The organism is Cupriavidus oxalaticus (genome assembly GCF_038900635.1).
Taxonomy (GTDB): Bacteria; Pseudomonadota; Gammaproteobacteria; order Burkholderiales; family Burkholderiaceae; genus Cupriavidus; species Cupriavidus oxalaticus_B.
On the sequence record NZ_JAYMRX010000002.1, the window covers coordinates 271,320 to 296,607 of the forward strand.

The following is a 25,288-nucleotide window of genomic DNA, read 5'->3' on the forward strand; positions in this document are numbered from 1 at the left end:
TCAAGCTTAGCGGATGAGGGAACAGTGCGCGCCCGGATCGCGGCGCGGGTGGGGTAGGCGCCACCTCGATGGCGGCTAGCTGCGCGGCGGCGGATGCAGGGTGCCGTGGCGGCCACTGCGAACGGCTTGGGCGCGGGCGCGCAGCGCCGGCGTTTCGGCCAGCGCGCGTACGTCGGGTTCGAGCCGGCGCTGCCAGTTGGGATGGACGCTGGTGGTGCCGGGCAGGTTGGGCTGCTCGGCCTCGCCCAGCAAATCTTCCAGCGGCACCACGCGCAGTGCCGTGCGCGCGCTGCCCAGCCAGGCCAGCACGGCATCCAGCGGTGCGTGCGCCGGGCCGGGCTCCGGGCCGTGGCACAGCCCGGCGTCATTCAGCGCCCGCCACAGCGCGCTGCGCTCGCGGGCGCGGCCTGCCTGGGTCTGCGCCAGGGTTTCGCCGGGCGCAAGCAGCTTGAGCCGGTCGCGCCATTCGAGGTCGCGTCCGGCCCACCAGCCGGCGACAGTGGGCAGATCGTGCGTGGAAGTGGTGGCAATGGCTTCGGGCGGCCACTGCGCGGGTGGCTGGAACGGCGCCGGATCGGCCGCTGCCTCGGCTTCGGCCGTACTCACCGCGCTTGCCGTGTTCACCGTGCTCTTTTCTTCGCGCTGGAACCACAGCACGTCGATGCCGAGCACGCCGCGAGCGGCCAGCGCCGCGTTCAGTTCGGGGGGCACGGTGCCGAGGTTCTCGCCGATGATGATGGCGCGGTGTCGCCAGGATTCCAGCGCCACCAGCCGCAGCAGGTCTTCGAGCGGGTAGCGCAGGTAGGCGCCGTCGCTGGCGGATGCGCCCGCGGGCACCAGCCACATCCGCGCCAGGCCCAGCACGTGGTCGATGCGCAGCCCGCCGCAATGCGAGAGGTTGGCGCGCAGCATTTCAAGGAAGGCGGCGTAGCCTTGCCGGCGCAGGCCGCGCGGGGAGAACACCGCCACGCCCCAGTCCTGGCCGAGCGGGTTGTACAGGTCCGGAGGCGCGCCGGCATGGAAGCCGGCCAGGATCTCCTGCTGGCGGGTCCATGCCTGGCTGCCGCCCGGGTCGGCGCCGACCGCCAGGTCGCAGACCACGCCGATCGCCATGCCGGCGTCGTGCGCGGCGCGCTGCGCACGCGCCATGCCATCGGCGGCGAGCCATTGCAGGAAGGCATGGTAGGCCACGTCGTCGGCGTGGTCGCGGGCAAAGGCTGCCACCGCGGCGTCGGCGGGCGAGCGCAGCGTGACCGGCCAGCAGCGCCAGTCCGGCGCCGCGGCGTGGTTCATGCCATTGCTTGCCGTGGCGAGCCGCTGCGCCTGGATCGCTTCATAGCAGGCGTGCGCATGCAGTGCCGTGCCGCCGCGGGCACGAAAGGCGGCGCAGTCGTCAAGCGCCGCGCGCGGCAGCAGCGTCTCGCGCCGCTGCCAGAGCCAGTGCAGCACCGCGTAGCGCAGCGGCGCCAGCGCGATCCAGTCGATCTCCGTGAGCGCTTCCAGCGCCGCCAGCCGCTCGCCGATGCCGAGCGCCGCGATGGCCGCGTCCAGCGCTTGCTGGCCGAACACCGCAGCGGGATCGGCGTATAGCGGGTTCAGGAACAGCCGGCTGGAGGGCGCATACGGGCTGTAGCGCTGCGGCAGCGCGGCAAAGCCGGCATGCAGCGGGTTGATCGCGACCACGTCGGCGTGCAGGGCGGCGGCGCTGGCGCAGCACCGGGCCAGCGCGGTCAGGTCGCCCATGCCGCAGTCGGCGCCGCGGCGCAGGCTGTAGAGCTGCACCGCCAGCCCCCATGGGCGTGCGCCGGCGCCAACGGCAGCGCGGCCGGCGTGGCGTAGCGCGTCCGCTACGCCATAGCAGCGCGCCGGTGCCACCGCCAGCACCGTCTGCGCATCGCCCAGTTCGAGCCGGTGGTAGCCGCAGACGTCGATCGGCGGCAGCAGCATTGTGCCGGCGGGGTTGCCGTCCGCGTGCGCGCGAACCGCGGTGCCGCTCACGATGGCGCCATCTTCCAGCGTCAGCCGGTACGCGCGCTGCGGCAGCGTGTGCGGCCACGGCACCGCCACCGGCTGGCCGCGTTGGGCAGTGACCAGCGGCGGCAGCGTGTGGGCGGCATCATCGGCCGCGAGCCAGGCGCGCGAGGCCTCGCACTGGGCGGGCGTGGCGCAGGGCAGGCCAAGGCCGTCCAGCACGCGCCGCAGCGCGCCGTCGGAGACGGTCCGGGGCTGGTCCCAGGCATCCGTCCAATGCGGCTGCAGGTCCGCGCGCAGCGCCAGCTTCTGCAGTGGCGTGAGGTGTGGCGCGGGGTGTGGCGCGGCGCCGCGGTGCGTGCGTCGGGTCATTCCTGTGTCTCCTGCGGCGCGCCCAGCGGCGGGCTCTCCTGGTGCGGGTTCTCGCGGCTGCGCGCCGGGGCAGCCAGCAGCACCAGCGAATGGCCCGGCACCACCTGGCTTTCGCTCACCGGCTCGCCGGCAAGCTCGGCTTCGGTGGCTTCGGGCCGGCTGCTGTCGAACAGAAGGGTCCAGGCCAACCTGGGCTCCGGCAGCAGGAACGACGCTTCGGCCTCGCCGGCGTTGAGCAGCAGCAGTGTCACCTGCACCGTGCGCGCAACGTCTTCATCTTCCTCCTCTTCCGGCAGCGAGCCCAGTAGCGGGCGTTCAGGCTGCGGCGGCGGCGCTGCGCGGCGCAGCGCCAGCGTGCGGACCTCCGGGTCGGCCCACTCCTCCGGGGTGGGCGGCTTGCCGTCGGTATCGAACCAGGCAATATCGGCGATGCCGCGCGCAGGCTCGTGGCGCCCATGGGCGAAGCGGTCGCCGGTGAGCGCGTGCAGCCGCCGGCGCAGCGCAAGCAGGCGTCGCACCATGTGCTGCAGCGGCTGCGCACCAGGCGTCTGGGCTTGCTTCCAGTGCAGCCACGAAATCTCGTCGTCCTGGCAGTAGGCGTTGTTGTTGCCGTGCTGGGTGCGGCCCCATTCATCGCCGGCGGTCAGCATGGGCGTCCCTTGCGCGAGCAGCAGCGTGGCCATCAGGGCCTGCGCCACGCGGCCGCGGCGCTCGAGGATCTCCGGATCGTCGGTCGGGCCCTCAACGCTGCCGTCCGGGCTCCAGTTGGCGCTGGCGTTGTCATCGGTGCCGTCGCGGTTGTCCTCGCCGTTGGCCTCATTGTGCTTGCTGCCGTAGCTGACCAGGTCGGCCAGCGTAAAGCCGTCGTGCGCGGTGATGAAGTTGACGCTGGCCCACGGGCGCCTGTGGCGCCGGTCGAACAGGTCGGCCGATGCGGCCAGCCGCGCGGCCAGCTCGCCGCGCTTGCCGGCATCGCCGCGCCAGAAGCGGCGCACCGTGTCGCGGAATTTGTCGTTCCACTCGGCAAAGCCGGGCGGGTGGTTGCCGAGCTGGTAGCCGCCGGGGCCCAGGTCCCACGGCTCCGAGATCAGCTTGACGCGGCTCAGCACCGGGTCCTGCATCAGGGCATCGAAAAAGCCCGAGCCCTGGTCGAAGCCGTTGCCCTCGCGCCCGAGGGTGCTGCCCAGGTCGAAACGGAAGCCATCGACGTGGTAGCACTGCACCCAGTAGCGCAGCGAGTCCATCACCATCTGCAGCACGCGCGGATGCGACAGGTTGAGCGTGTTGCCGCAGCCGGTGTCGTTGATGTAGTGGCGCTCGTCGCCCGGCATCAGGCGGTAGTAGCTGGCGTTGTCCAGGCCGCGCCACGATACCGTCGGCCCCAGCTCGTTGCCCTCGCAGGTGTGGTTGTAGACCACGTCCAGGATCACTTCGATGCCGGCCGCATGCAGGCGCCGCATTGCCACCTTGCATTCCTGCAGCTGGCCGGTGCCCAGGTAGGCCGGTTCCGGGGCGAAGTACGCCATGGTGTTGTAGCCCCAGTAGTTGCGCAGCCCGCGCTCCAGCAGGAAGCGGTCCTGCAGGATGGCATGCACCGGCAGCAGCTCGACGGTGGTGATGCCCATCTGCACCAGGTGGTCGATAAAGCGCGGGTCGCACAGCGAGGCGAACGAGCCGCGCAGGTTGGGCAGCAGGTCGTCGCGCAGCATCGACAGGCCACGCACGTGGGCTTCATAGATGACGGTGGCGGGCCACGGCACCGCGGGCGGACGGTCGTCGCCCCAGTGGAAGCTTTCGTCGATCACCACCGCCTTGGGCATGCTCTGGGCGCTGTCGCGGCGGTCCGGGGTCAGGTCGCCGCGCGCGCTCTGCAGACGGTAGCCGAACAGCACATCGGCCCAGCGCACCGGGCCGCTCAACTGGCGCGCGTACGGGTCCAGCAGCAGCTTGTGCGGATTGAAGCGGTGCCCGTGCGCGGGATCGTAGGGGCCGTGCGCGCGGTAGCCGTACAGCGTGCCGAGCGCAGCGTTGGGCAGGTAGCCGTGCCAGATCTCGTCGGTGCATTCCGGCAGCGGCATGCGTGCCAGTTCCTTGCGGCCATTCTCGGAGAACAGGCACAGGTCGATGCGTGAAGCATGCGCCGAGAACACCGCGAAATTGACCCCCAGCCCGTCCCAGTGGGCGCCCAGGGGGTACGGCCTGCCCGGCAGCAGCCGGTCCGCGAAGGGTCGGGTCATGTCGTTGCGCCTTATTCACCCTCGGCATGGTCGAGCCGCAGCACGAGCGTGGCCAGCGGCGGCAGCGTCAGCGCCAGCGAGGCCGGCTGGCCGTGCGAGGGCACATCCACCGCCGTCACCGTGCCGCCGTTGCCGACATTGCTGCCGCCGTAGCACTCGGCATCGGTGTTCAGGCATTCCTGCCAGGTCCCGGCAAAGGGAACGCCGAGCCGGTAGCCCCGGCGCGGCACCGGCGTCATGCTGACCACCACCAGCACGACTTCGCGGCTGCCCGGCGCGGCGCGGCGCAGCCACGCGAACACGCTGTTGTGGTTGTCGTCGCCGACCACCCACTGGAAGCCTTCGGGGCTGTGGTCGAGCGCGTGCAGCGCCGGCAGCTCGCGGTAGAGCCGGTTCAGGTCGCGCACCAGCGCGTGCATGCCGCGGTGCATGGGGTGGTCCAGCAGCGCCCAGTCGAGTTCGGCGTCATGGTTCCACTCCTGCCACTGCGCCAGCTCGCTGCCCATGAACAGCAGCTTCTTGCCGGGATGGGTCCACATGAAGCCGTAGTAGGCGCGCAGGCCGGCAAAGCGCTGCCAGTGGTCGCCGGGCACCTTGCCGAGCATCGAGCCTTTGCCGTGCACGACCTCGTCGTGCGACAGCGGCAGCACGAAGGCCTCGGACCACGCATAGACCAGCCCGAAGGTCATGTCCTGGTGGTGCCAGGCGCGGTGTACCGGCTCATGCCCGAGGTAGCGCAGCGTGTCGTGCATCCAGCCCATGTTCCACTTGAAGTCGAAGCCCAGCCCGCCGCTGGCCACGCTGGCGGTGACGCCGGGCCAGGCGGTGGATTCCTCGGCGATGGTGAGCGCACCGGGGCAGCGTTCATGGACCACGGCGTTGAGTTCGCGCAGGAACGCGACCGCTTCCAGGTTCTCGCGGCCGCCGTAGCGGTTCGGCACCCATTGCCCCGGCTCGCGGCTGTAGTCGCGGTAGAGCATGGAAGCGACCGCGTCCACGCGCAGCCCGTCGGCATGGAAGTGCTCCAGCCAGTGCAGCGCGCCGGCCAGCAGGAAGCCGCGCACCTCGTTGCGGCCGAGGTTGTAGATCAGCGTGTTCCAGTCCTGGTGGAAGCCTTCGCGCGGGTCCATGTGCTCGTAGAGCGCGGTGCCGTCGAAGCGTGCGAGCCCGTGCGGGTCGGTCGGGAAGTGCGCCGGCACCCAGTCCAGGATCACGCCGATGCCGGCCTGGTGGCAGCGGTCGACAAAGGCGGCGAAGGCCTGCGGCGGCCCCAGCCGCGCGGTCGGCGCATACAGCGACAGCGGCTGGTAGCCCCACGAGCCGCCAAAGGGGTGTTCGGTAATGGGCAGCAGTTCGATATGCGTGAAGCCGAGTTCCTGCACGTACGGCACCAGCCGCTCGGCCAGGATGTCCCAGCCGTGGCGGCTGTCGTTGGCGGCGCGCAGCCACGAGCCGACATGGACTTCATAGACCGACATCGGCAGGGCGTAGGGATCGGCGGCCTTGCGGCGCGCCATCCAGTCGTCGTCGTGCCAGGCGAATGGCGGCGCGCCCTGGCCCGGCGCGGTGACGACCGAGGCGGTCTCCGGCGGCGCTTCGGTGGCGAGCGCGAGCGGGTCGGCCTTGTCGGGCAGCTCGGTGCCGTCGGGGTCGAGCAGGTCGTACTTGTAGCGGCTGCCGGGCTCGGCACCCAGCGCGGCCGGCACGAACAGCTCCCAGATGCCGCTGGGATGGCGCAACCGCATCGGATGGCGTGCCTGGTGCCAGCCGTTGAATTCGCCGATCACGGACACGCGCCGCGCATTCGGCGCCCACACCGCGAAACGTACGCCTTCGATGCCGTCCACGCGCTGCCATTGCGCGCCCAGGCACTCGCCCAGCTCGAAGTGGCGGCCCTCGGCGATCAGGTGCAGGTCCAGTTCGCCCAGCAGCAGGTCGAAGGCGTAGGGATCGGCGCTGCACTGCTCGGTGCCGTCCGGCCAGGTCACGCGGATGCGGTAGTCCGTTGCCGTGGCGCGCCGCGCGTTGCCGGGCAGGCGCGCGGCAAAAATGCCGCCGGGATGCAGCCGTTCCATCTCGGCCAGCGTGGCGCCGTCGGCGGCGGCCAGCTGCACCGCCACGGCGCCGGGCAGGCAGGCGCGCACCAGCAGCCCGTCGCCGTCGCCGCCGCCGTCACGGTGGGGGCCCAGCACCGCGAACGGGTCGTGGTGGCGCGCGCCGAGCAGTGCATCGAGTTCATGTTGCGGCAGCATGCCGGTGCGCGGCGTGTCGTGGGTTGCGGTGGTCGTGGGGCTCATGGCTGGCCTCCCGGCTGAGCCAGCAGCTTGCGCAGCAGGCGTGCCAGTCCGCTCACCGGCAAATCGATCCACGCCACGCGGTTGGCGGCTTCGTAGTCGACCTCGTAGGCGGCGCGTTCGAGCAGGAACAGGTCCAGCAGCGGCTGCAGCTGGTCCGCGTCGACCCAGGGTGCGGGCGAAGCTTCCATATGCTGGCGGTAGCAATGCAGGAAGGCTTCGCTGGCGGTGGCGCGGAAGCGCTCCAGCAGCAGCGCGCGGCGTTCGGCCAGTTGCGGCGGCAGCTCGGTATGGGTGCGTTCCTGGCGGTCGGTGCCGACCGTGGCGGCGGCATAGTCGAGCGAGCGCAGCAGGCCGGCCACATCGCGCAGCGGCGAGGTCTTGCGCCGGCGCCAGTCCAGCGGCATGCCCGGCTCGCCCTCGAAATCGACCAGGTAGGTGTCGCTCTGCGCGATCAGCACCTGGCCCAGGTGGAAGTCGCCGTGGAAGCGCGTCTGCAGGCTGCCGGGCGCCGCCGCGGCCAGCTGCTCTACCAGCGCGGGCAGCGCGCCGCGCGCGGCCGTCAGCGTCTGCACGTCGGCTTCGAACGCCTGCCGCACCGAGCCCTGGACGCTGTCGGCGCGCTTGTCGACCAGCGCCAGCGCGCGTTCCAGCGCCTGCAGCGCCTGCGCGGCCCAGTCGCGCGCGTCGGCCTCGGTGGCAGGCACCGGCGCGAATGCCTCGTCGTCGGTCGGGCGCGCCAGCACCGCATGCAGCTCGGCCAGGCGCCGCCCCAGCGTGCCCGCCAGCGCGGCGTATCCGTTCATGGCCTCGGCGAACTCGTCTTCGCTTTCCTTGGCCGGCAGCGCATCGTCGATGGCGCGCCCCAGGTAGTCCAGTGTCCAGTCCCAGCCGTTGCCCTGGTTCAGGATGTAGCCCTGCAGCAGCATCAGCGTATGCGGCACGCCGTCGGCGCCGGTGCGCACGACCTCGCCCAGCAGCGGCGCCGCGTGCGCATAGCCCTGCGCGGTCAGGTATCGCGTCATCTCGGCCTCGGGATGGATGCCGCCGGAGAGGCGCCGCACCAGCTTGAGCACCGCGGCATTGTTGTACGACAGCGAACTGTTCGACTGCTCGGCCGACATCCACTCGATCGGGTCGCGTTCCAGTTCCAGCGCGGCCAGTCCCGGTTCGGCGCGAAAGCGGATCCGGTCCGGGCCGGCCTGCAGCTCCACGCTTTTGCGCAGCGCCTGCACTACCTCGCGCGCGAACGGTTCGACCACGAAGCCGTCGGTGGCCAGCCCCACGCGGCTGCCCTGGCGCACGCGCGCCATCGACAGCCCGTGCGCCAGCTGCGACACGCCGTCGGCGCTCTCGCGGTCCCACAGGATGCCCACCGGCAACTGGTAGCGCTCGGTGCGGCCGGACAGCGCCACCTCGACTTCACCGAGGTAGACTTCCTCGCCATTACTGCCGCGTGTGAAGGGCAGCAGGTACGCCATGCCGACGCGCTCGATGCGCTCGTGCTTGCCGCCGAACCAGCGGCGCCGGCCGATGTAGTGGGGCAGCACCTCGGTGGCGAGGGCGCGGCGCGACGCATCGGTCAGCTCGGGGCGGCCGATGTTCTGCATCACAAGTGTGATCTGGTCTGGCATCTGTTCAGGCGCCTCCACATGCCATGACGGCGGCTGCGCCTCCTCGCTCAGTACGAACCAGTAGAAGCCATACGGCGGCAGCGTCAGCAGGTACGTCAGCGTGCCGATCGCGGGGAAGGGCGTGGCGCCCATCATCTCGACCGGCACGCGCCCGTTGAAGGCGGACAGGTCGAGCTCCACCGCCTGGGGCGCGCGCGACAGGTTGGCGACGCACAGGATGTGTTCGCCCTCGAACTCGCGCAGGTACGCGAGGATCTTGCGGTTGCCGGGAAACAGGAAGCGCAGCGTGCCGCGCCCGAACGCGCGATGCTTGCGCCGCAGCGCCAGCATGCGGCGCATCCAGTTGAGCAGCGAGTGCGGGTCGCGCGCCTGCGCCTCCACGTTGACGGCCTCGTAGCCGTACAGCGGGCCCTGCAGCGGCGGCAGCACCAGCCGCTCGGGGTCGGCGTGCGAGAAGCCGCCATTGCGGTCCGGCGACCACTGCATCGGCGTGCGCACGCCGTCGCGGTCGCCCAGGTGGATGTTGTCGCCCATGCCGATCTCGTCGCCGTAATAGATCACCGGCGTGCCGGGCATCGAGAACAGCAGGCTGTTCATCAGCTCGATGCGGCGGCGGTCGCGCTCCATCAGCGGCGCCAGCCGGCGGCGGATGCCCAGGTTGATGCGCGCGCGCCGGTCGGTGGCGTAGACCTCCCACAGGTAGTCGCGCTCGCTGCTGGTCACCATCTCGAGCGTCAGCTCGTCGTGGTTGCGCAGGAAGATGGCCCACTGGCAGTTGGGCGGCACCTCCGGCGTCTGCCGCATGATGTCGGTGATCGGGAAGCGGTCTTCGCGCGCGATGGCCATGTACATGCGCGGCATCAGCGGGAAGTGAAAGCACATGTGGCATTCGTCGCCTTCCGGCTCGGGCCCCGTCAGGCCGAAGTACTGCTGCGCATCTTCCGGCCACATATTGGCCTCCGCCAGCAGCATGCGGCCGCGAAAGTGCTGGTCCAGGTGCGCGCGGATGCTGCGGATGACGGCGTGCGTCTCGGGCAGGTTCTCGTTGCTGGTGCCTTCGCGCTCGACCAGGTACGGCACCGCGTCCAGCCGCAGCCCGTCGATGCCCATGTCGAGCCAGAAGCGCATCACCGACAGTACTTCGTTGAGCACCTGCGGGTTGTCGAAGTTCAGGTCCGGCTGGTGCGAGTAGAAGCGGTGCCAGAAGTACGCGCCGGCGACGGGGTCCCAGCTCCAGTTGGATTTCTCGGTGTCGCAGAAGATGATGCGCGTGTCGGCGTAGGACTGGTCATGGTCGGACCAGACGTAGTACCTGCGCGCGGCCGAGCCGGGCTTGGCCTTGCGTGCGCGCTGGAACCACGGGTGCTGGTCGGAGGTGTGGTTGATGACCAGCTCCGTGATCACGCGCAGCCCGCGCGCATGGGCCGCGGTGACTAAGCGGCGCGCCTCGGCCAGCGTGCCGTAGTCGGGATGGACGTTGCGGTAGTCGGCGATGTCGTAGCCATCGTCGCGGCGTGGCGACGGGTAGAACGGCAGCAGCCAGATGGTGTCGACGCCCAGATTGACCAGGTAGTCGAGCTTGGCCAGCAGCCCGGCGAAATCGCCCACGCCGTCGCCGTTGGCATCGAAGAACGACTTGATGTGCAGCTGGTAGATGACCGCATCCTTGTACCAGAGCGGGTCGGCATTGAGCAGCGCGGCGCTGGCGGTTTCGGTGAGGCGTTTCATCGTGTCTCCACGTATGCCGGTCAGGCGCCATGCGGGTCCGTCGATGCCGGGGCGGCGGCGGGGCGCGGCGCCGGCCGGTCCAGCGGGCGAACGTGCCACACCGTGAAGGGCAGTTGCGCGGGGTCGAGGCGGATGCGCTGGTGCTTGCCCTGCAGCTCGAAGCGCTGGCCGCGCATCAGTTCATGCACGGCCACGCGCGCATGGTCGGGCAGGCCCCATTCCCACAGCGGCATTTCGATATCGGCCTCGTGCGCGTTGCGCGGGTCCAGGTTGATCGCGGCCAGCAGCACGTCGTCGCCGAACAGGTAGTCGCTACCGGGAACGAAGCGCGCGAACCACAGCACGGCATCGCTGCCGGCATGGTAGAAGCGCAATCCCAGGTGGCTTTGCAGCGCGGGATGGCCGGCGCGGATCTCGTTAAGACGAGAGATCTCCGCGACGATATTGCCGCGCTGGTGCCAGTCGCGCGCGCGCAGCTGGTATTTCTCGGAGTCGAGATATTCCTCGCGCACCTTGCCGTCGAGCACGAAGGGCGCGCTCTCGCACAGCTCGAAGCCGTTGTACATGCCCCATAGCCCGGACAGCAACGTGGCCAGCGCGGCGCGGATCAGGAACGCGGGCCGGCCGCCGTGGTGCAGGAAATAGGGATTGATGTCCGGCGTATTGACGAAGAAATGCGGGCGGAAGAATTCGCGCAGCGGGCTCTGCGTCAGTTCGGTCAGGTACTCGGTCAGCTCCCACTTGGTATTGCGCCAGGTGAAGTAGGTGTACGACTGGCTGAAGCCCAGCTTGGCGAGCCTTGCCATCATCTTCGGCCGCGTGAAGGCCTCGGCCAGGAAGATGGTGTCGGGGTGGTGCGCGCGCACGTCGGCGATCATCCATTCCCAGAACGGCAGCGGCTTGGTGTGGGGATTGTCGACGCGGAAGATGCGCACGCCGTGGTCGGCCCAGAACATCACCACGTCGCGCAGCGCCTGCCACAGCGCGGCGCCGGCGGGCGGCGCGGCGTAGAAGTCGACGTTGACGATGTCCTCGTACTTCTTGGGTGGGTTCTCGGCGTAGCGCAGCGAGCCGTCGGGGCGGTGCGCGAACCATTCGGGGTGGTCTCTCAGCCACGGGTGGTCGGGCGAGCACTGGATCGCGAAGTCGAGCGCGATCTCGAGCCCGTGCGCGGCGGCGGCGCCGCACAGCCGGCGGAAATCGTCGAGCGTGCCTAGCTCCGGATGCAACGCATCGTGCCCGCCTTCCTCGCCGCCGATGGCGTAGGGGCTGCCCGGCTCGCCGGGCTCAGAGCGCAGGCTGTTGTTGCGGCCCTTGCGGTGCGTGCGGCCGATCGGGTGGATGGGCGTGAAGTAGAGCACGTCGAAACCCATCGCGCGGATGGCCGGCAGCCGCGCGATGACATCGTCAAAGGTGCCGTGGCGCTGCTCGTCGTTGCTTTGCGAGCGCGGGAACAGCTCGTACCAGCTGGCGTAGCGGGCGGCAAGGCGGTCGGCTTCCACCGGCAGCGCCACCGGGTGGCGCGAGGCGAACTGCCGGCCGGCCGGCGTGGCCATGTGGGCCTGCATGGTGGCCGCGGTGCGTGTGGACAGCAGGAGTTCCAGGCGCCTTTCGTCGTCGCCCGCGGCGGCGGTCAGCTCATCGACGATGGCGGACAGTTCGCTGTCCGGGGGCGAGGCCTGGCCATTTTTCCGGCCATTACCTTTGCTTCCTTTCTTGCCGTTCCTGCCTGCGGGCGGCAGCAGCGCGTCGGCAATCAGCCGGGCGCCTTCCTCGGTCTCCAGGCTGACGTTGAGGCCTGCCGCACGCTTCTTGCCGATTTCATCGAGCCAGCTGGCATAGGGATCGCGCCAGGCCTCGACCGTGAATTCGTGCCGGCCCAGCGCCACCAGCGGGAAGCTGCCCTGCCAGCGGTCGTTGATCACGTGCCGCATGGGCGTTTCGTGCCAGTCCGTCTCGCCAGGCGCACGCCACAGCACCACCGCCGCCAGCTTGTCGTGACCGTCCATCCAGATATCGGCGCTGACTTCCACGCGCTCGCCCACGATGCGCCGAACCGCGAAACGGCCGTCGTCGCACGCGGGTTCGACACGCTCGATGGCGACGCGCGGCGCTTCCATGGCGGCGACCACACTGCCCAGCCCGGTCGCGGCCAGGGTCTCGTGCCCGTGCGGCGCGCGCGCGTCGGCGCGCGGCAGGCCGGGCCGGGTCAGCGGCACCGGCGGCGCTTCAAACAGGCGGATGTCGGCGGGTGCCAGCGTGATCGACCCCAACGCATCGAGCCGGTGGCTGGCGTCGAGCGTGCCGCCGGGTCCGCCCGGCGTGGCTTCGAGGTGGGCACTGGCATGCGGCAGCGCGCTCAGCACGCGGTCGGCGCCAAGCGTACCGGGCTCTATCGGGTCGGGATTGACCACCACCATCAACGCCGCGGCGTCATCGGGCGTGGCAAAGCCGTTGCCTGTGGCGGGGTCCGCGCACAGGCCGTTCGGCGCGGGCAGGCGCGCCAGCACCGTCAATGGTGCCTCGGACCCGCTCAGCAGCCGCACCGCCAGCGCCGGCGCGGGGTCGCGCGAGGCGAGCCAGGTGGTCGCTTCGAGCAGTTCATGCGTGATGTCGTAAGGTGCCCCGTCCTGGCTATTGCCATCCGGGGCGAGCGGGTCGCGCGCCAGCGTCCCGCCGGTTTCGAAGCCCGCGGGCACCAGGATGCCGTCGCCGATGGCGGCCGCGGTCCACAGCGCACGGCGTGCGCTCAGCGCATCCTGGCTGGCAGGCGTCAGCGCCGGAGGCGCCAGCACGCGGCCGAAGCGGCGCAGCCGCGCGATTTCCTCGGTCAGCCAGGCGCTGCGGAAGTCCCACCACGGCAGCGAGCAGAAGGCGCCATCAAAGCCGGCCGGGGCAAGGTCGTCCAGCTGTGCGGGGGTCAGGCCGGGCGTCCATGCCAGCAGCAGCGGCGTGCCGCGTGCTTCGGGCGGCGCGGCGTCGTTGCGCAGGGTATCGGCCAGCGCGGCCCAGTGCCTGCCGGGCACGCGTGCCGGGGCGCGGCAGCAGAAGCCGGCTGCGCCCGAGGCCCATGCCAGCCGCAGCCGCGCGGCCCACCATTGCACCAGTGCCTTGGCGACTTGCGGGTCATGCCAGCGCAGGCGTGCGCCGGGCAGATGGTTGTCGGTTTCGTGCGGGGCGAAGGCGGGGGCCGCGGCGTCGATCCAGTCGGGATCGGGAGCGCCTTCCCCATCGGCGCTGTAGCGGTCCAGTGAGATGTCGAGCAGCGGCGCCAGCCCATGCCGGGCGCACGCCGCCAGCGTGTCAGTCCCGGACAGTTGCGGCCAGCCGCCGATCAGTACGTGGTCGAAGCCCAGTGCCGCCACGCGTTGCAAGGCGTGTTCGTCGGCGTCCGGGGTCCCGGTCAGGTCGATCTGGCAGATCCGCACAAAATCCTCCCGGTTTCAGCTCCGGCGGAGCAACAATCACCCATCCGGCGCCAGAGGGCCAGCCGGGTGGGATGGCACACCCATGCGAAGTGCGTGCCAGCGCGCCCGCTCGATAAAAGATATGCGGTGGAGCCGCGCCGCACCAAAGGATTTCCGGCGAATGGCAATGTGCGCCTGACGATACCGCTTGTAAAAAGTACCGGGTACGCCATGACCAATGGCAAGAAGCGGCCCTTCGCCAGGCATGCGGCGTTGCGCAGGCGCACGGCCCGGTACGCTTCTTGCCACAAGGTTTGGATGGACAACCGGGGAAACGTGCATGGACTGGTGGCTGGAGGCCGCGCAATGGCCGGCGATGGTGGTGACGGTGCTGGCCACCTGGCTGGTGGGATCGCGCTCCATTGGACGGCGTCGCGCGGGCTTCTGGGTGTTCCTGGCGAGCAATGTGCTGTGGATCGCGTGGGGATGGCACGGCGATGCGTATGCGCTGATCGTGCTGCAGCTGGCGCTGGTCGTCATGAACCTGCGCGGCATGCGCGAAGCACGAAAGGCCTGGCAGGCGTCATCGCGCCGGGCCTTTGGCGGCGCGCGACAGCGCTGGTAGCCAGCACTGGTAGCCAGCACTGGTAGCGCAGGCGCCGAGCCGCTATCCTTGTCCCGCACCGACATGCGCCATGTGCGGGGCGCCCGCCAGCAACCGCCGGCCTCGGCGGTCCCGATCGATGACTCTACGGGTCCGGCCGCGGACCAGGCAGGTGTGCGATGGCAAAGAAAAAGATCCTGGTGCTCAACGCGCTGATCGCGATCTCGCGCGAGGGCGAGGACGATTGCCGGCGCGCGGCACACGCCGCCGCCAACCCGCATCTCAAGTCGCTGCTGACCAGCCGCGCCAATGCCTTCGCGCTGGCGGCGCAGGAACTGCAGGGGTGCCTGCTGGAACTCGGGCAGGTGCCGGAAGCCATGCCGGCGGCGGCATGCCGCGGCCGGGCTGGCAAGCACCGCTCGGACCGCGCCATCCTGCACGCCGTCAGCAAGGGCGAGCAGGCGGTGCAACGGCGCTACGCGCGCGCATTGCGTGCGCACGTGCTGGGCTCGCGCGTGCGGGCGTTAGTGCGGCGCCAGTATCGCGGCGTACAGGTCAGCCATGAGCTGTTCCGCGTGCTGCGCGAGCAATACCGTGCGCAGGCGGCGCGCGCGTAACCGGTTGCTGCCGGAACATCGTCGGGACACCCTCCCACCATGCCCACTGCCGCCTCTGCCGACCTGCAAGCCTTCGAGCATGCCGCGCGCCTGGTGCTGATGTACGGCCTGGTGCCGCTGTGGCTGCTGGCCGGCGCAGGCGACTGGTTGTGCCACCGCGTCACGCACATCGAGCGCAACGCGGGCGTGCGCGAATCCTTGCTGCACATGCTGATGCTGGCCGAGGTCGGCCTGCCGCTGCTGATGGTGCTGTTCCTGGAGGTCAATGCGCTGATGATCGCCGTCGTGCTGGTGGCGCTCGTGATCCACGAGGCCACGGCGTGGTGGGACGTGCAGTACGCCAGCAAGCGCCGCCATATCGCGCCGGTCGAGCAGCACATGCACAGCCTGCTCGAAGTCCTGCCAATGGCTGCCGCCTCCTACGTGGTGGTGATGTACTGGGGCCAGTTCCTGGCGCTGTTCGGCGCGGGCAGCGAGCCGGCGCGCCTGGCGCTGGCGTGGAAGCCCGTCGCGCTGCCGCCGGGCTATCTGGGCGGACTGCTCATCGCGGTCGCCTTGCTCGCCGGCCTGCCCTACCTGGAGGAGCTGTGGCGCTGCCACCGCTGGCGCAAGCGCGAGCGTGACGCCGCGCTGGCGCAGGCGACCCGGGCGCTGCGCGGGGATATCTGAGCAGCACCGGTCGGGCGGGAGCCCGTCCGCGGAAGGCCCGCCGCGATCGCGTTCGATGCTTAATGCGTGCGCAACGGCATGCGCTTTACTTCTTGACCGCCGGGTCCGGCGTGTCGCCCTTGGGGCCGCTCGGAGCATCGGCAGTCGGTGCCGGCGGCGTGCCTTGTTCGCGCGGCTTCTTGCTGCGGGCGGTGTTGGTCTGCTTGCCGGATTTCGACTTCGGCTTGGCGGTGTCCTTGGTGGTGTCGGTCGGCGTCGTGGTCATGTCGGTGGCGGCCGGCTGGTTGCGCGAGGCGCCGGCGCCTTCGATCGGCGGCGCGCTCGGATTCGGCGCGGTAGGCGAGGCCGGAGCCTGTTGGGCGAAGGCCGGCAGGCAGAGCGCGGTGCCGACGACCAGTGCCGTGGTGGCGAGGGTGCGTTTCATGATGGTCTCCATTGCAAGACTACGTCGGTCGGGCCCAGGGCCCTCGGATATGCCGTTGCGCCCGGGGGCGTGTCCGGCAATTCAGTCGTGCGCCGCGGTGCGGTTGCCTTCGCCGCGGCGCGCCAGTTCGTGGTAATGGCAGATCCGGGCCAGCGCCCAGTCCGCCGCGGCTTCCCGTACGGCATTGCGTTCGCCGGGAAAGCGCCGGGTCTCCGTGAAGTGCGCCGCGCCCGCCGGCGCTGCCAGAAGGGAGCGGCCGGCATGGCCGGGTCGGCGGAAGACCCATGCAAAGCATTGCGTGCCGGCCGGGATGTCGCCGTCGCCGCCGTCGTCGGCCACGCCGGTGTTCGCCAGCGCGAGGTCGACGCCGGTGAGCTGCATCGCGCCGAGCGCCATCGCGAGCGACACTTCTTCGCTGGTCAGCCCGTAGCGGCGGATGGTTTCCGTCGGCACGCGCAGCAACTGCTCCTTCGCCGATGGTGAGTACGCGACGATGGAGCAGTACAGGACATCGCCGCAGCCCGGCACTTCTGCGATGCGCGAGGCAATGAGGCCAGCGGTACAGGACTCCGCAGTCACCACATGGATGCCGTGGCGCCTTAGATAAAGGGCGACGCTGCGGTGATCGCCCGAGGCTGCGATTGCGTCGCGTTGGATCATCGGCGCGAACTCCGCCACCACGTACCGGCGAATATCACCGCGGCGCGCAACGCGCCTTGCCACCCCTGCAGGTCATCGCCTTCGCCCACGGCGCTGCGCATCACATCGACCAGGATTTCCATGACGTCCATGACGGCATCCGGAAAGGAATTGATGGCAGCGGCGGCAGTTTCCGTGCCAGCGCGGCGGTACCCGCGAGGCTCCGCACAGCGGTCGTCACAGCGTCGCGCCAGCCCCTCAAGCGAGGAAAAAAGTACATGCAGCGCCAGCAGCGGCCTTGTAAAAGCTGCGTGGCCGCGGGCGCTATACACGGCGCTGAACGATGGCGCCTATCTTGCATGTCCTGTACCAGCACACACATCGCAGAGTTCACGGCGACTCGACCACGGAGACACCTATGCCAGACCCGACGCGCAAGCCGAACCAGCCGGCGCCGGATGCACCCCGCAAGCAGCGCTATCCCGGTGATCCCGGCGATGTCCGCAAGGGCCAGGTGAGCGAGCCGCTGCCGCGCGAAACTTTCCGGCAGCGCTTCATGGCGCGCTTCACCGACCCCGCGTACCGGGATGAGGACGACGCCCTGGTGCGGCTTGAGCGCATTGCGTGGGAGGCTTATCACGAGGGCCGAAAGGCGCCGCTGAAGCACAAGGCCGGGCCCGGCTACGCCGATCCGGACTACGAGCTGTCCGACGAATGGCGCGCGGCCAGCGAGGCGGTCCGCGTGGCGCAGCAACGGCAGGCTGACCCTGCCACGCCTTCGCGCGTGCTGTTGGTCTGTGCCGCCGCGCGCAACGACTACACCTGCCCCGGCGAGATGTCCAAGTCATGGCGGCTGGCGCAGCGCGCGCGGGCAACGCTGGAAGCGCAGGGCATGGAGATCGATATGCTCGACCTGAGCCTGCTTACCTCGGATGCCGATCTGCGCATCCATCCGTGCAAGGGCTGCGTCTCGACCTCGATGCCGCTATGCCACTGGCCCTGCAGCTGCTACCCCAACCACGCGCTCGGCCAGGTCAACGACTGGATGAACGACATCTATCCGCGCTGGGCCGGCTGCCATGGCGTGCTGATCGTCACGCCGGTCTACTGGTACCAGGCCAGCAGCCCGCTCAAGCTGATGATGGACCGGCTGGTCTGCGCCGACGGCGGCAACCCCGATCCGACCAGCACGCAGGGCAAGGACGCGGTGCGTGCCAAGGCGATCGAGCTGGCGGGGTGGGACTATCCCAAGCACCTGGCAGGCCGTACCTACGGGCTGGTGGTCCACGGCGACGTGGCCGGCATCGAAGGCGTGCGCCGCGCGCTGTCAGACTGGCTCGACTGGATGGGCCTGATCGATGCCGGCCCGCAGGCGAGGCTGGACCGGTTCATCGGCTACTACAAGCCCTATGCCACCAGCCATGTGGAACTCGACCAGGATGAGGGCGTATTCGGCGAGGTGGACAACGTGGCGCGTGCGCTGGCGTGCGCGGTGCAGCAGTTGCGCGCCGGCAAGCTCAGCGATCCCGACCGCGGCCTGGTGCCGCCGCGGCAGAAGTAACGGCGCCGAAGATGGTGGCGCCGAAGATGGTGGCGCCGCAGATGATGGCGCCTCAGATAGCGGCGCTGCAATGACCGGCACGGAAAGCGGAGACGACAATGGACCGTAGAGACAACCGGCGCGGACCACCCTGGCACGAAAACGCCGTGCCGGAAACCGATATGCGCAGCCACTACGTTGGCGCCTATGGCGTCTACGACTATGACGAGCCGGTGGACCCCGGCGAGTTCGTGGGCTCGCAGGGCTGGCAGTCCGTCAACCCATCAGACGCACGCGGCCGGCAAGCGCCGCGGGGGCGGGATCCTTACCGGCAATTTACCGGCTACAACGAGCGCATGGACCTGTATCGCGGTGGACCGCGCCAGGCGCGCTCGGTACGCCCCGTAGGCCCGCGCAACTACCAGCGCAGCGACGCGCGCATCCTGGAAGACCTGTGCGAGCAGCTTGCGCGCAGCGCCCGGCTGGAGGTGGAAGATGTCGAGGTGCGGGTGGAGCAGGGCGTGGTCACACTGGAGGGCTGCGTGCCGCATCGCCAGCAGAAGTACCGGATCGAAGATATCGCGGACGAGATCTACGGCGTCACCGAGGTGGTGAACCACCTGCGCGTGGCGCGGGGCGAGGCTACGGCTGCGCATCCGGGCCACGGCATGCGCATGTACTGACGCCGGGGGCCACGCATGCAGGATTCATCCAATACGCAGCCAGCCAATCCGCGCGGCAACGCAGTCACCGCCGCTGACGTCGAACTGCAGGCCGCGCTGTGCGCGCGGCTGTGGGACAGCGGCCTCGATGTCAGCGAGATCGCGCTGAATGTCGCAGACGGGCGCGTCACCATCGAAGGCGCGGTCGGCACGCAGGAGGCTCGCGCGGCGGTCGAGGCCAGCATTCGATCGGCCGGTGGCGTTCGGGAGGTGATCAACCACGCCAGCGTGGCGCCGGACCGTACCGGCGGGTGAGGCGCCAGCGAGCGCCGCATGGCACGACTTTCGCATCGGCCACGGACTCGCGGCCGGCTGTCCAATGAGGCCGGCTATCCACGGAAACAAGGAGATTCCATGAAGCATCTTGCAAGCTTTGCACTGGCCGCGCTGCTGAGCGTTCCGGCCTGGGCCCAGACCACGACCACGCGGCCAGGCGCCGACACCCGTGCCCCAGGAACTTCCGCGTCCGATGTCATGCCGGGGCAGGGCGATACGCGGCGCGCCACGCCGGCTACGCCGGCCACGCCTGCATCGCCATCCACCAGCGGCGGCCGCGCGACGCCGGCCACGCCCGCCACGCCGGCATCGCCAGCGGTGAACGAGGGGCCGCAGTCGGCGCAGCGGTATGACTATCCGGCGTCAGAGCCGAAGGCGCCGAAATCCCGCAAGCAGCCGCTATAGCCCGCGCTATAGCCCTCGCTACAGCCCGGACGGCCAGGTCTCCGGCGCGCCCGGCGCCGGGCTGGCCGGCAAGGCCGGGACCGCACGCGTGCGGTCGAACCACAGCAGCGCATCGAACTGCCGCGGCAGTGCCGCGCGCGCATAGTGGCTCTGCAATCCTCGAGAGTGAGTTGGGGAAGGGTCCGGAGAAGGGGTTCTGGGCGGGGTCATCGACCTGCGGCAGCGGCACCGCCGCGGCTGCGATGGCGGCTGCTGCCTGCAGTTCGTCCCGGTGCGGTGGTATGGATGCGCCTGCGCAGGGTGGGGCGCCGGAAGCGTTGTCCGGCGAGGCCGGGTTAGCCCGCGGGGTTAGCCCGGTATGGTGCGTGGATCGTGGCCGAAGCTGTTGCGCGAGCGGATCTGGCCATCACGGCCGTGGACCAGCAGTTCAACATGCTCGCGCTGCGCCTGCGTGGTCGCGGCGGCGATGGCTTCTTCCTGGGTGGCGTGGTGGGATTCCGCGTAGCGGGCGCCTTCATGGATGACATCCCAGCCATCCCGATGCGGCACAACGTGTATGCTCGTGCCCATTTTGCTATCTCCTTGGCTGTCCATGCCTTTATTGTGGGCGATGTACGGCGGCTGTCTATCCGGCAGCGTCTGACAGGCCGGACTGCGCGGAGGGCAGCAAGCCCGACTTTTTCATGGAAATTTCTGGTTATTTGGCGCCCCTCTTGTAAGCTGGACTTGGATCGCATTAGAGGAGCGGACCATGCGTGCGAGATTTGCCAGGGGGCTGACGCAGTCGCCGGTAACCGTGGTGGCCCGGGCGTTCGACGGAGAAGCGGTACAGGCTCCCCAGATTGGCGACCTGGTGACCGTGTACAGCCAGGACCAGGACACCGAATTCAATATCCGCCTGTGCGAGGCCGTGGAGCCCGGCCGCTGGCGCGGCGTGGTCTACGCGATCGGCCGCGGACAGGACGTGCTGGTGACGGCCGAAGGGCTGGAGATCGACGATGTGGTCGAGGTAATGCACGAGGAGATCGCGCAGGTCATTCCCTGCGGCCGGTCCCACTGAACGCCGCACCCGTGCGGGTGCGGACCTTCCGGTTTGACGAACCCCGCTGCAGGCCCTTCCTGCAGGTTAATCCTGCCGGGCCTGGCGGGACCCTTGCACGGGCTGGCGCGGCACGCCCAGCCACATTGCGAGCCCGCTGGCGAGCAGCAGCGCCGCCAGCAGCAACAGCGCATGGTCGAGGCTGCCGGTGCGGGTCTTGATCTGCCCGATCACCCACGGACTGACGATGCCGCTGGTGATGCCGACGCTGCTGATCATGGCGATGCCGGCCGCGGCCCCCGCAGCGGGCAGGTAGCTGGGCGGCAGCGACCAGAACACCGGCAGCGCGGCAAAGATCAGCACCGCCGCAACCGAGAGGATCGCCAGCATCATGGCCAGGCTGGACGGATGCAGCGTGAGCGCGGCCAGTGCCAGCGCGCCGCCTGCGGTGCACAGCAGGAAGTGCCGGTGGCGCTCGCCGGTGCGGTCGGAATGGCGCGCGATCAGAATCAGCCCGACCGCACCGACGGCATTGGGCACCACCGAATACAGGCTGACCGACATCACGTCGGTGATGCCGAAATCCCGGATGATCAGCGGCATCCAGAAGCTCAGCGCGAGCGAACCGCAAGTCAGCGAAAAATAGATAAACGCGAACAGGTACACGCGCGGGTTGCGCAGCACCCGGCGCAGCGCCTGCAGCGAATGGCCGTCTTTCGCTGCATCGGCGGCGCTGGCCGCCTCGCCTGCGGCGGCGCGGATCAGATATGCGCGCTCGCCGGCGCCGAGCCAGCGGGCCTGTTCCGGACCGTCCACCAGGCAGCGGGCGGCAATCAGCCCGAGCAAGACCGCAGGCGCACCTTCGATCGCGAACATCCACTTCCAGCCCTGCAGGCCGAGCACGCCGGCCATGTCGCGCATGATCCAGCCTGAGACCAGGCCGCCGAGCACGCCCGCCACCGCCACGCCGGCAAAGAATATCGCCATCACCGCGGCGCGGCGCCGCGCCGGAAACCAGTAGGTCAGGTACAGCACGATGCCGGGGAAGAAGCCCGCCTCGAACACGCCCAGCAGGAATCGCAGCGTGTAGAACTGCGCCGGTGTCGACACGGCCATCATGCCCACCGAGGCCAGCCCCCACAGCACCATGATGCGCGTGAAGGTGCGGCGCGCGCCGAAGCGCGCCAGCAGCATGTTGCTCGGCACCTCGCACAGCACGTAGCCGACGTAGAAAATTGCAGCGCCCAGCCCGTACATGGCGTCGCTGAAGCCAAGGTCCTGCTTCATCTGCAACTGGGCGAAGCCGATATTGATGCGGTCCAGGAACGAGACCACGTAGCAGACGAACAGGAACGGGATGATGCGCAGCCACACCTTGCGGTAGAGCGCGTCTTCCTCTCGCGCCGGCAGCGCTGGCAGGGCAGTGGTGTTGGCGGGCGTCAGATGCAGGGACGCAAGATCCCCTGAGACCGGATGGCTCATGCTGTTTGTCTCCGTATGGTGGTGGCTGCGGGTGTTGCGTCGGGGTGGGTTGCAGCCAGGAATGGCGCCGCCGGGCGCGTCTGTTGCGCGCTGTCTGGCGGAGCTGGGTCAGGCCAGGGAAAGAGCGGAGCGGGGCGCGGCCTGGCCGCGCCCGTGCCGTGTCAGGCTGCCGGCGCTGCGGCGCCCGGCATGTCGGCCACGCCTTCGCGCGCGGCCTGCAGCGCGGCCAGCAGTACGTCGTGGTCGCCGATATGGTTGGCCAGCAGCAGGATCAGCTGCGCGTTGGCGGCCTGGCTCTGGGCGTCGTCGAGATCGCGGTGCATCTCGATCAGCGCTTCGTAGAAATCGTCGGGCCGGGTGAGGTTGGGTTGCGTATTGAGGGTGGCGGGCATGTTGTCGGCTCCTGTTCGAGTGCGTTGCGGCATGCGGTCCGCTTCAGGCGGCGATGCGGTCAGGGGCCGGCGCGGCCAGGCCGGCGCCGGTGGCGCGCGCCAGCGCGGCGCGGATCGCGGCGGGGTCGGCACGGCGCCAGCGCGCACACACATGCTGGTCGGGCCGCACCAGGTGGCAGGTGCCGGGCGCGGCGCCGTAGCGGGCGGCGGCGAGGCCCTGGTCGTCGCGCAGCACGGTGGCGTTGGAACAGGTCATCGCCGGCTGCGCCGCGTCCGTGACGTAGACCAGCCGCAGCGGTACGTTGCCTTGGCCGAGCGCGGACAGGTCGGCCAGCGTGGCGGCGTCGATGGCATCGGGATTGCCGAACAGCAGCACGGTGAAATCCTGCCCCAGGTGCGACAGCAGCCAGCCGGCACCCTGCGGCCCGGACACCGGCGCGTCCGCGCAGACCGCGCCTGGCACCATGCCGCCGGCATATCCGTCATCGGCGTCGCCGGTGTTCAGCGGCGAGCCGTGCAGCACGGCTGGCACCGACAGTCGGCCGCTGTTGACCAGGCCGCGGGCAAAGGCATGCCGCTTCGACAGCGTCAGCACCGCATCGCGGAATACGCGGCTGACGGCGCTCTTGGGCGTGATGAAGTCCGTGGCGCGGGTCGAGTTCAGGATGTTCTCGTCGGCGGCATATTCGCGCTCGCTGGCGTAGGTATCGAGCAGGCTGTCGGCAGCGTGGCCCTGCAGCACGTAGGCCAGCTTCCACGCCAGGTTCTCGGCATCCTGCACGCCGCTGTTGGCACCGCGCGCCCCGAACGGCGATACGCCGTGCGCCGAGTCGCCGGCGAACAGGATATTGCCGTGGCGGAAGCTGTCCATGCGCAGGCACGAGAAGGTGTACACGCTGACCCATTCCAGCTCGAACCTGACGTCCTTGCCGAGCAATGCCTGCACGCGCGGAATCACGCGCTCGGGGGATTTCTCCAGCACCGGGTCGGCGTCCCAGCCGAGCTGGAAGTCGATGCGCCAGACATTGTCCGGCTGGCGGTGCAGCAGCACCGACTGGTTGGGGTGGAAAGGCGGGTCGAACCAGAACCAGCGCTCGCTGGGGAAGTCGGCTTCCATCTTCACGTCGGCGATCAGGAAGCGGTCGCGGAAGGTGCGGCCCTTGCTGTCCAGGCCGAGCAGCTTGCGCATCGGGCTGCGCGAGCCATCGGCGGCCACCACGTAGCGAGCGGCCAGCGGGTAGCAGCCTTCGGGCGTCTCGATGGTCAGCACCGCGCCGTCCGCGCGCTGCTCCAGGCCGACCACCTTGTTGTGCCAGCGGATCTCGATATTGGGCAGCGCCTGCGCGCGTTCCAGCAGGAAGCCCTCGACGTAGTACTGCTGCAGGTTGATAAACGCCGGGCGGCGATGGCCGCTCTCCGGCAGCAGGTCGAAGCTGTACACCTGCTGGTCGCGCAGGAACACCTTGCCGACGTTCCAGCTCACGCCCTTGTCCACCATGCGCTCACCGCAGCCCAGCCGGTCGAAGATGTCCAGCGTGCGCTTGGCGAAACAGATGGCGCGCGAACCGGTGGACAGCGTGCAGTCGTCGTCGACCAGCACCACGCGCACGCCGCGCTGCGCCAGATCGATGGCGGTGGCAAGCCCGATCGGACCGGCCCCCACCACCACGACAGGATGGACCGGGCCATCCGCCTGCGTCCCGCGCTGTTCCGCGCAGGGCTGGTACTCAAACGACATCCGTTGGTAGTCGATGCTGCTCATGCCTGTCTCTCCATCCCACTCTGTGTTGCTTCGTTGCCCGACTTGTTATGGGTCTTCGTCCGCTCAGTCCTGCAGCGCGGCCCACATATCCTTGTCGCGCTGCGCGGTCCAGATGCGCGGGTGGCGGATGCCGCTGGCCTCGTCATAGGCGCGCGAGACGTCGAACGGCAGGCAGTGCTCGTAGATGAAGACATGGCCGAACTTGGGGTCCATGGCCTGGCGCGTATGCGCCATCGCGGCCTTCAGGTCGAGCTTTTCGGCCACTGCTTCCTTGCCGGACTGGAACAGCGTGGTGACGAAGTCCTTGGTATAGGCGAGGCCCTTCTTCACATCTTCCGGCGTGGTCAGCGCGGGGCCGCGGCCGGGAACCAGCTTCTCGGGGTTGAGCGCCTGCAGCGCGTCGAGCGTGGCGGGCCATTCTTCCAGCTGGGCATCGCCGCAATAGCAGGCGGCGTCGTATTCGACCAGGTCGCCGGAGAACAGCACCTTCTGCTGCGGCAGCCAGACCACGGTGTCGCCCTTGGTGTGGCCAGAGCCCAGGTGGGCGATGCGGACTTCCAGCTTGCCGAGGAACAGCGTGATTTCCTTCTCGAATACCAGCGTCGGCCAGGTCAGGCCGGGCACGGTCTCGACGCCGGCGAACAGGCGCGGGAAGCGCTCGATCTCGGACTTCATGTCCGCCTCGCCGCGCTCGACGATCATTTCCCAGGTACCACGGCTGGCGATGATCTGCTGCGCGCCTTCGGCGAAGTAGGCCGATGCGCCCAGCACGCGCACCGCGTGGTAGTGCGACAGCACCACGTACTTGATGGGCTTGTCGGTGATGGTGCGGATGCGCGCAATCAGGTCTTGCGCCATCGCCGGCGTGGCGGTGGTGTCGACGATCAGCACGCCGTCGTCGCCGATCACGACGCCGGAATTGGGGTCGCCCTCGGCGGTGTAGGCCCAGGCGTTCTCGGACAGCTGGGTAAAGGTGACTTGCTTGGCTTCGAGGTCGGCTTGGGATGCAAATGCCTTGGACATGGCGTCTTCCTTTGTGAGGGGGAGCAAGACGGCACGTGCGCATGGCGGGCA

At 69.6% G+C, this 25,288-nt stretch carries 22 protein-coding genes; 8 read left to right on the forward strand and 14 right to left on the reverse strand.

What is annotated here, in order from left to right; genetic code table 11:
• Window positions 1-75: 75 nt before the first annotated feature.
• From malQ to VSR71_RS05425, 5 genes are read right to left on the reverse strand one after another with little or no spacing between them, the layout of a single operon-like run.
• On the reverse strand, window positions 76-2,343 hold the full coding sequence (gene malQ, locus VSR71_RS05405) for a 4-alpha-glucanotransferase (protein WP_342912882.1): 2,268 nt from the start codon (window positions 2,341-2,343) through the stop codon (window positions 76-78).
• A complete protein-coding gene (glgX, locus tag VSR71_RS05410; RefSeq protein ID WP_342912883.1) occupies window positions 2,340-4,580 on the reverse strand; it encodes a glycogen debranching protein GlgX in 2,241 nt (746 codons plus the stop codon). Before glgX ends, malQ begins: the two co-directional genes overlap by 4 nt.
• Window positions 4,581-4,591: 11 nt before the next feature.
• A complete protein-coding gene (gene glgB, locus VSR71_RS05415) occupies window positions 4,592-6,877 on the reverse strand; it encodes a 1,4-alpha-glucan branching protein GlgB (protein WP_342912884.1) in 2,286 nt (761 codons plus the stop codon).
• Complete coding sequence (gene treS, locus VSR71_RS05420; protein WP_342912885.1) at window positions 6,874-10,236, reverse strand: maltose alpha-D-glucosyltransferase; 3,363 nt, start codon at window positions 10,234-10,236, stop codon at window positions 6,874-6,876. The genes glgB and treS overlap by 4 nt, the downstream gene beginning before the upstream one ends.
• 20 nt (window positions 10,237-10,256) lie before the next feature.
• Window positions 10,257-13,664, reverse strand: a complete 3,408-nt coding sequence (locus VSR71_RS05425; RefSeq protein ID WP_342912886.1) for a maltotransferase domain-containing protein — start codon at window positions 13,662-13,664, stop codon at window positions 10,257-10,259.
• A gap of 319 nt (window positions 13,665-13,983) precedes the next feature.
• Here VSR71_RS05425 and VSR71_RS05430 point away from each other — a divergent pair, with 319 nt between their 5' ends.
• From VSR71_RS05430 to VSR71_RS05440, 3 genes are all read left to right on the forward strand, one after another.
• The gene (locus tag VSR71_RS05430) at window positions 13,984-14,268 is read left to right on the forward strand and encodes a hypothetical protein (protein WP_342912887.1); all 285 of its coding nucleotides are present in this window, start codon (window positions 13,984-13,986) and stop codon (window positions 14,266-14,268) included.
• 158 nt (window positions 14,269-14,426) lie between these two features.
• The gene (locus tag VSR71_RS05435) at window positions 14,427-14,864 is read left to right on the forward strand and encodes a PA2169 family four-helix-bundle protein (RefSeq protein ID WP_342912888.1); all 438 of its coding nucleotides are present in this window, start codon (window positions 14,427-14,429) and stop codon (window positions 14,862-14,864) included.
• Window positions 14,865-14,903: 39 nt separating this feature from the next.
• Window positions 14,904-15,533, forward strand: coding sequence for a diguanylate cyclase (locus VSR71_RS05440; protein ID WP_342912889.1), 630 nt, complete (start codon window positions 14,904-14,906; stop codon window positions 15,531-15,533).
• 85 nt (window positions 15,534-15,618) lie between these two features.
• Here the strand turns inward: VSR71_RS05440 and VSR71_RS05445 are convergent, their stop codons facing one another.
• The 3 genes from VSR71_RS05445 to VSR71_RS05455 all read right to left on the reverse strand — a co-directional run bounded on the left by VSR71_RS05445 (window position 15,619) and on the right by VSR71_RS05455 (window position 16,748).
• Window positions 15,619-15,957 carry a hypothetical protein gene (locus tag VSR71_RS05445; protein ID WP_342912890.1) on the reverse strand — a complete coding sequence of 113 codons (339 nt, stop codon included), beginning with the start codon at window positions 15,955-15,957 and terminating at the stop codon, window positions 15,619-15,621.
• 81 nt (window positions 15,958-16,038) lie between these two features.
• The gene (locus tag VSR71_RS05450) at window positions 16,039-16,617 is read right to left on the reverse strand and encodes a nicotinamide-nucleotide amidohydrolase family protein (RefSeq protein WP_342912891.1); all 579 of its coding nucleotides are present in this window, start codon (window positions 16,615-16,617) and stop codon (window positions 16,039-16,041) included.
• Window positions 16,614-16,748: a hypothetical protein gene (locus VSR71_RS05455; RefSeq protein ID WP_342912892.1), complete on the reverse strand. Its 135-nt coding sequence runs from the start codon at window positions 16,746-16,748 to the stop codon at window positions 16,614-16,616. The genes VSR71_RS05450 and VSR71_RS05455 overlap by 4 nt, the downstream gene beginning before the upstream one ends.
• A gap of 266 nt (window positions 16,749-17,014) precedes the next feature.
• Here VSR71_RS05455 and VSR71_RS05460 point away from each other — a divergent pair, with 266 nt between their 5' ends.
• From VSR71_RS05460 to VSR71_RS05475, 4 genes are all read left to right on the forward strand, one after another.
• Window positions 17,015-18,157 (forward strand): flavodoxin family protein, encoded by a 1,143-nt coding sequence (locus VSR71_RS05460; protein ID WP_342912893.1) that lies wholly within the window; start codon window positions 17,015-17,017, stop codon window positions 18,155-18,157.
• A 98-nt stretch (window positions 18,158-18,255) separates the two neighbouring features.
• Window positions 18,256-18,819 carry a BON domain-containing protein gene (locus tag VSR71_RS05465; RefSeq protein WP_342912894.1) on the forward strand — a complete coding sequence of 188 codons (564 nt, stop codon included), beginning with the start codon at window positions 18,256-18,258 and terminating at the stop codon, window positions 18,817-18,819.
• A gap of 15 nt (window positions 18,820-18,834) precedes the next feature.
• Window positions 18,835-19,113, forward strand: coding sequence for a BON domain-containing protein (locus VSR71_RS05470; RefSeq protein WP_342912895.1), 279 nt, complete (start codon window positions 18,835-18,837; stop codon window positions 19,111-19,113).
• 99 nt (window positions 19,114-19,212) lie between these two features.
• Entirely contained in the window at window positions 19,213-19,539 is a 327-nt protein-coding gene (locus tag VSR71_RS05475) for a hypothetical protein (RefSeq protein WP_342912896.1), read from the forward strand.
• A gap of 18 nt (window positions 19,540-19,557) precedes the next feature.
• Here the strand turns inward: VSR71_RS05475 and VSR71_RS05480 are convergent, their stop codons facing one another.
• Both VSR71_RS05480 and VSR71_RS05485 read right to left on the reverse strand, forming a co-directional pair.
• The gene (locus VSR71_RS05480; RefSeq protein ID WP_342912897.1) at window positions 19,558-19,695 is read right to left on the reverse strand and encodes a hypothetical protein; all 138 of its coding nucleotides are present in this window, start codon (window positions 19,693-19,695) and stop codon (window positions 19,558-19,560) included.
• A 192-nt stretch (window positions 19,696-19,887) separates the two neighbouring features.
• Window positions 19,888-20,109 (reverse strand): DUF2188 domain-containing protein, encoded by a 222-nt coding sequence (locus VSR71_RS05485; protein ID WP_209755439.1) that lies wholly within the window; start codon window positions 20,107-20,109, stop codon window positions 19,888-19,890.
• A 181-nt stretch (window positions 20,110-20,290) separates the two neighbouring features.
• Here VSR71_RS05485 and VSR71_RS05490 point away from each other — a divergent pair, with 181 nt between their 5' ends.
• Window positions 20,291-20,599, forward strand: a complete 309-nt coding sequence (locus VSR71_RS05490) for a hypothetical protein (protein ID WP_342912898.1) — start codon at window positions 20,291-20,293, stop codon at window positions 20,597-20,599.
• Window positions 20,600-20,665: 66 nt separating this feature from the next.
• On the opposite strand, the gene VSR71_RS05495 is transcribed toward VSR71_RS05490, so the two are convergent.
• From VSR71_RS05495 to VSR71_RS05510, 4 genes are all read right to left on the reverse strand, one after another.
• Entirely contained in the window at window positions 20,666-22,060 is a 1,395-nt protein-coding gene (locus VSR71_RS05495) for an MFS transporter (RefSeq protein ID WP_342912899.1), read from the reverse strand.
• A 161-nt stretch (window positions 22,061-22,221) separates the two neighbouring features.
• Window positions 22,222-22,452 carry a DUF2783 domain-containing protein gene (locus VSR71_RS05500; protein ID WP_209755434.1) on the reverse strand — a complete coding sequence of 77 codons (231 nt, stop codon included), beginning with the start codon at window positions 22,450-22,452 and terminating at the stop codon, window positions 22,222-22,224.
• A gap of 43 nt (window positions 22,453-22,495) precedes the next feature.
• Window positions 22,496-24,214, reverse strand: coding sequence for an FAD-dependent oxidoreductase (locus VSR71_RS05505; RefSeq protein WP_342912900.1), 1,719 nt, complete (start codon window positions 24,212-24,214; stop codon window positions 22,496-22,498).
• Window positions 24,215-24,277: 63 nt separating this feature from the next.
• On the reverse strand, window positions 24,278-25,237 hold the full coding sequence (locus tag VSR71_RS05510) for an MBL fold metallo-hydrolase (protein WP_342912901.1): 960 nt from the start codon (window positions 25,235-25,237) through the stop codon (window positions 24,278-24,280).
• Between the last annotated feature and the right edge of the window lie 51 nt (window positions 25,238-25,288).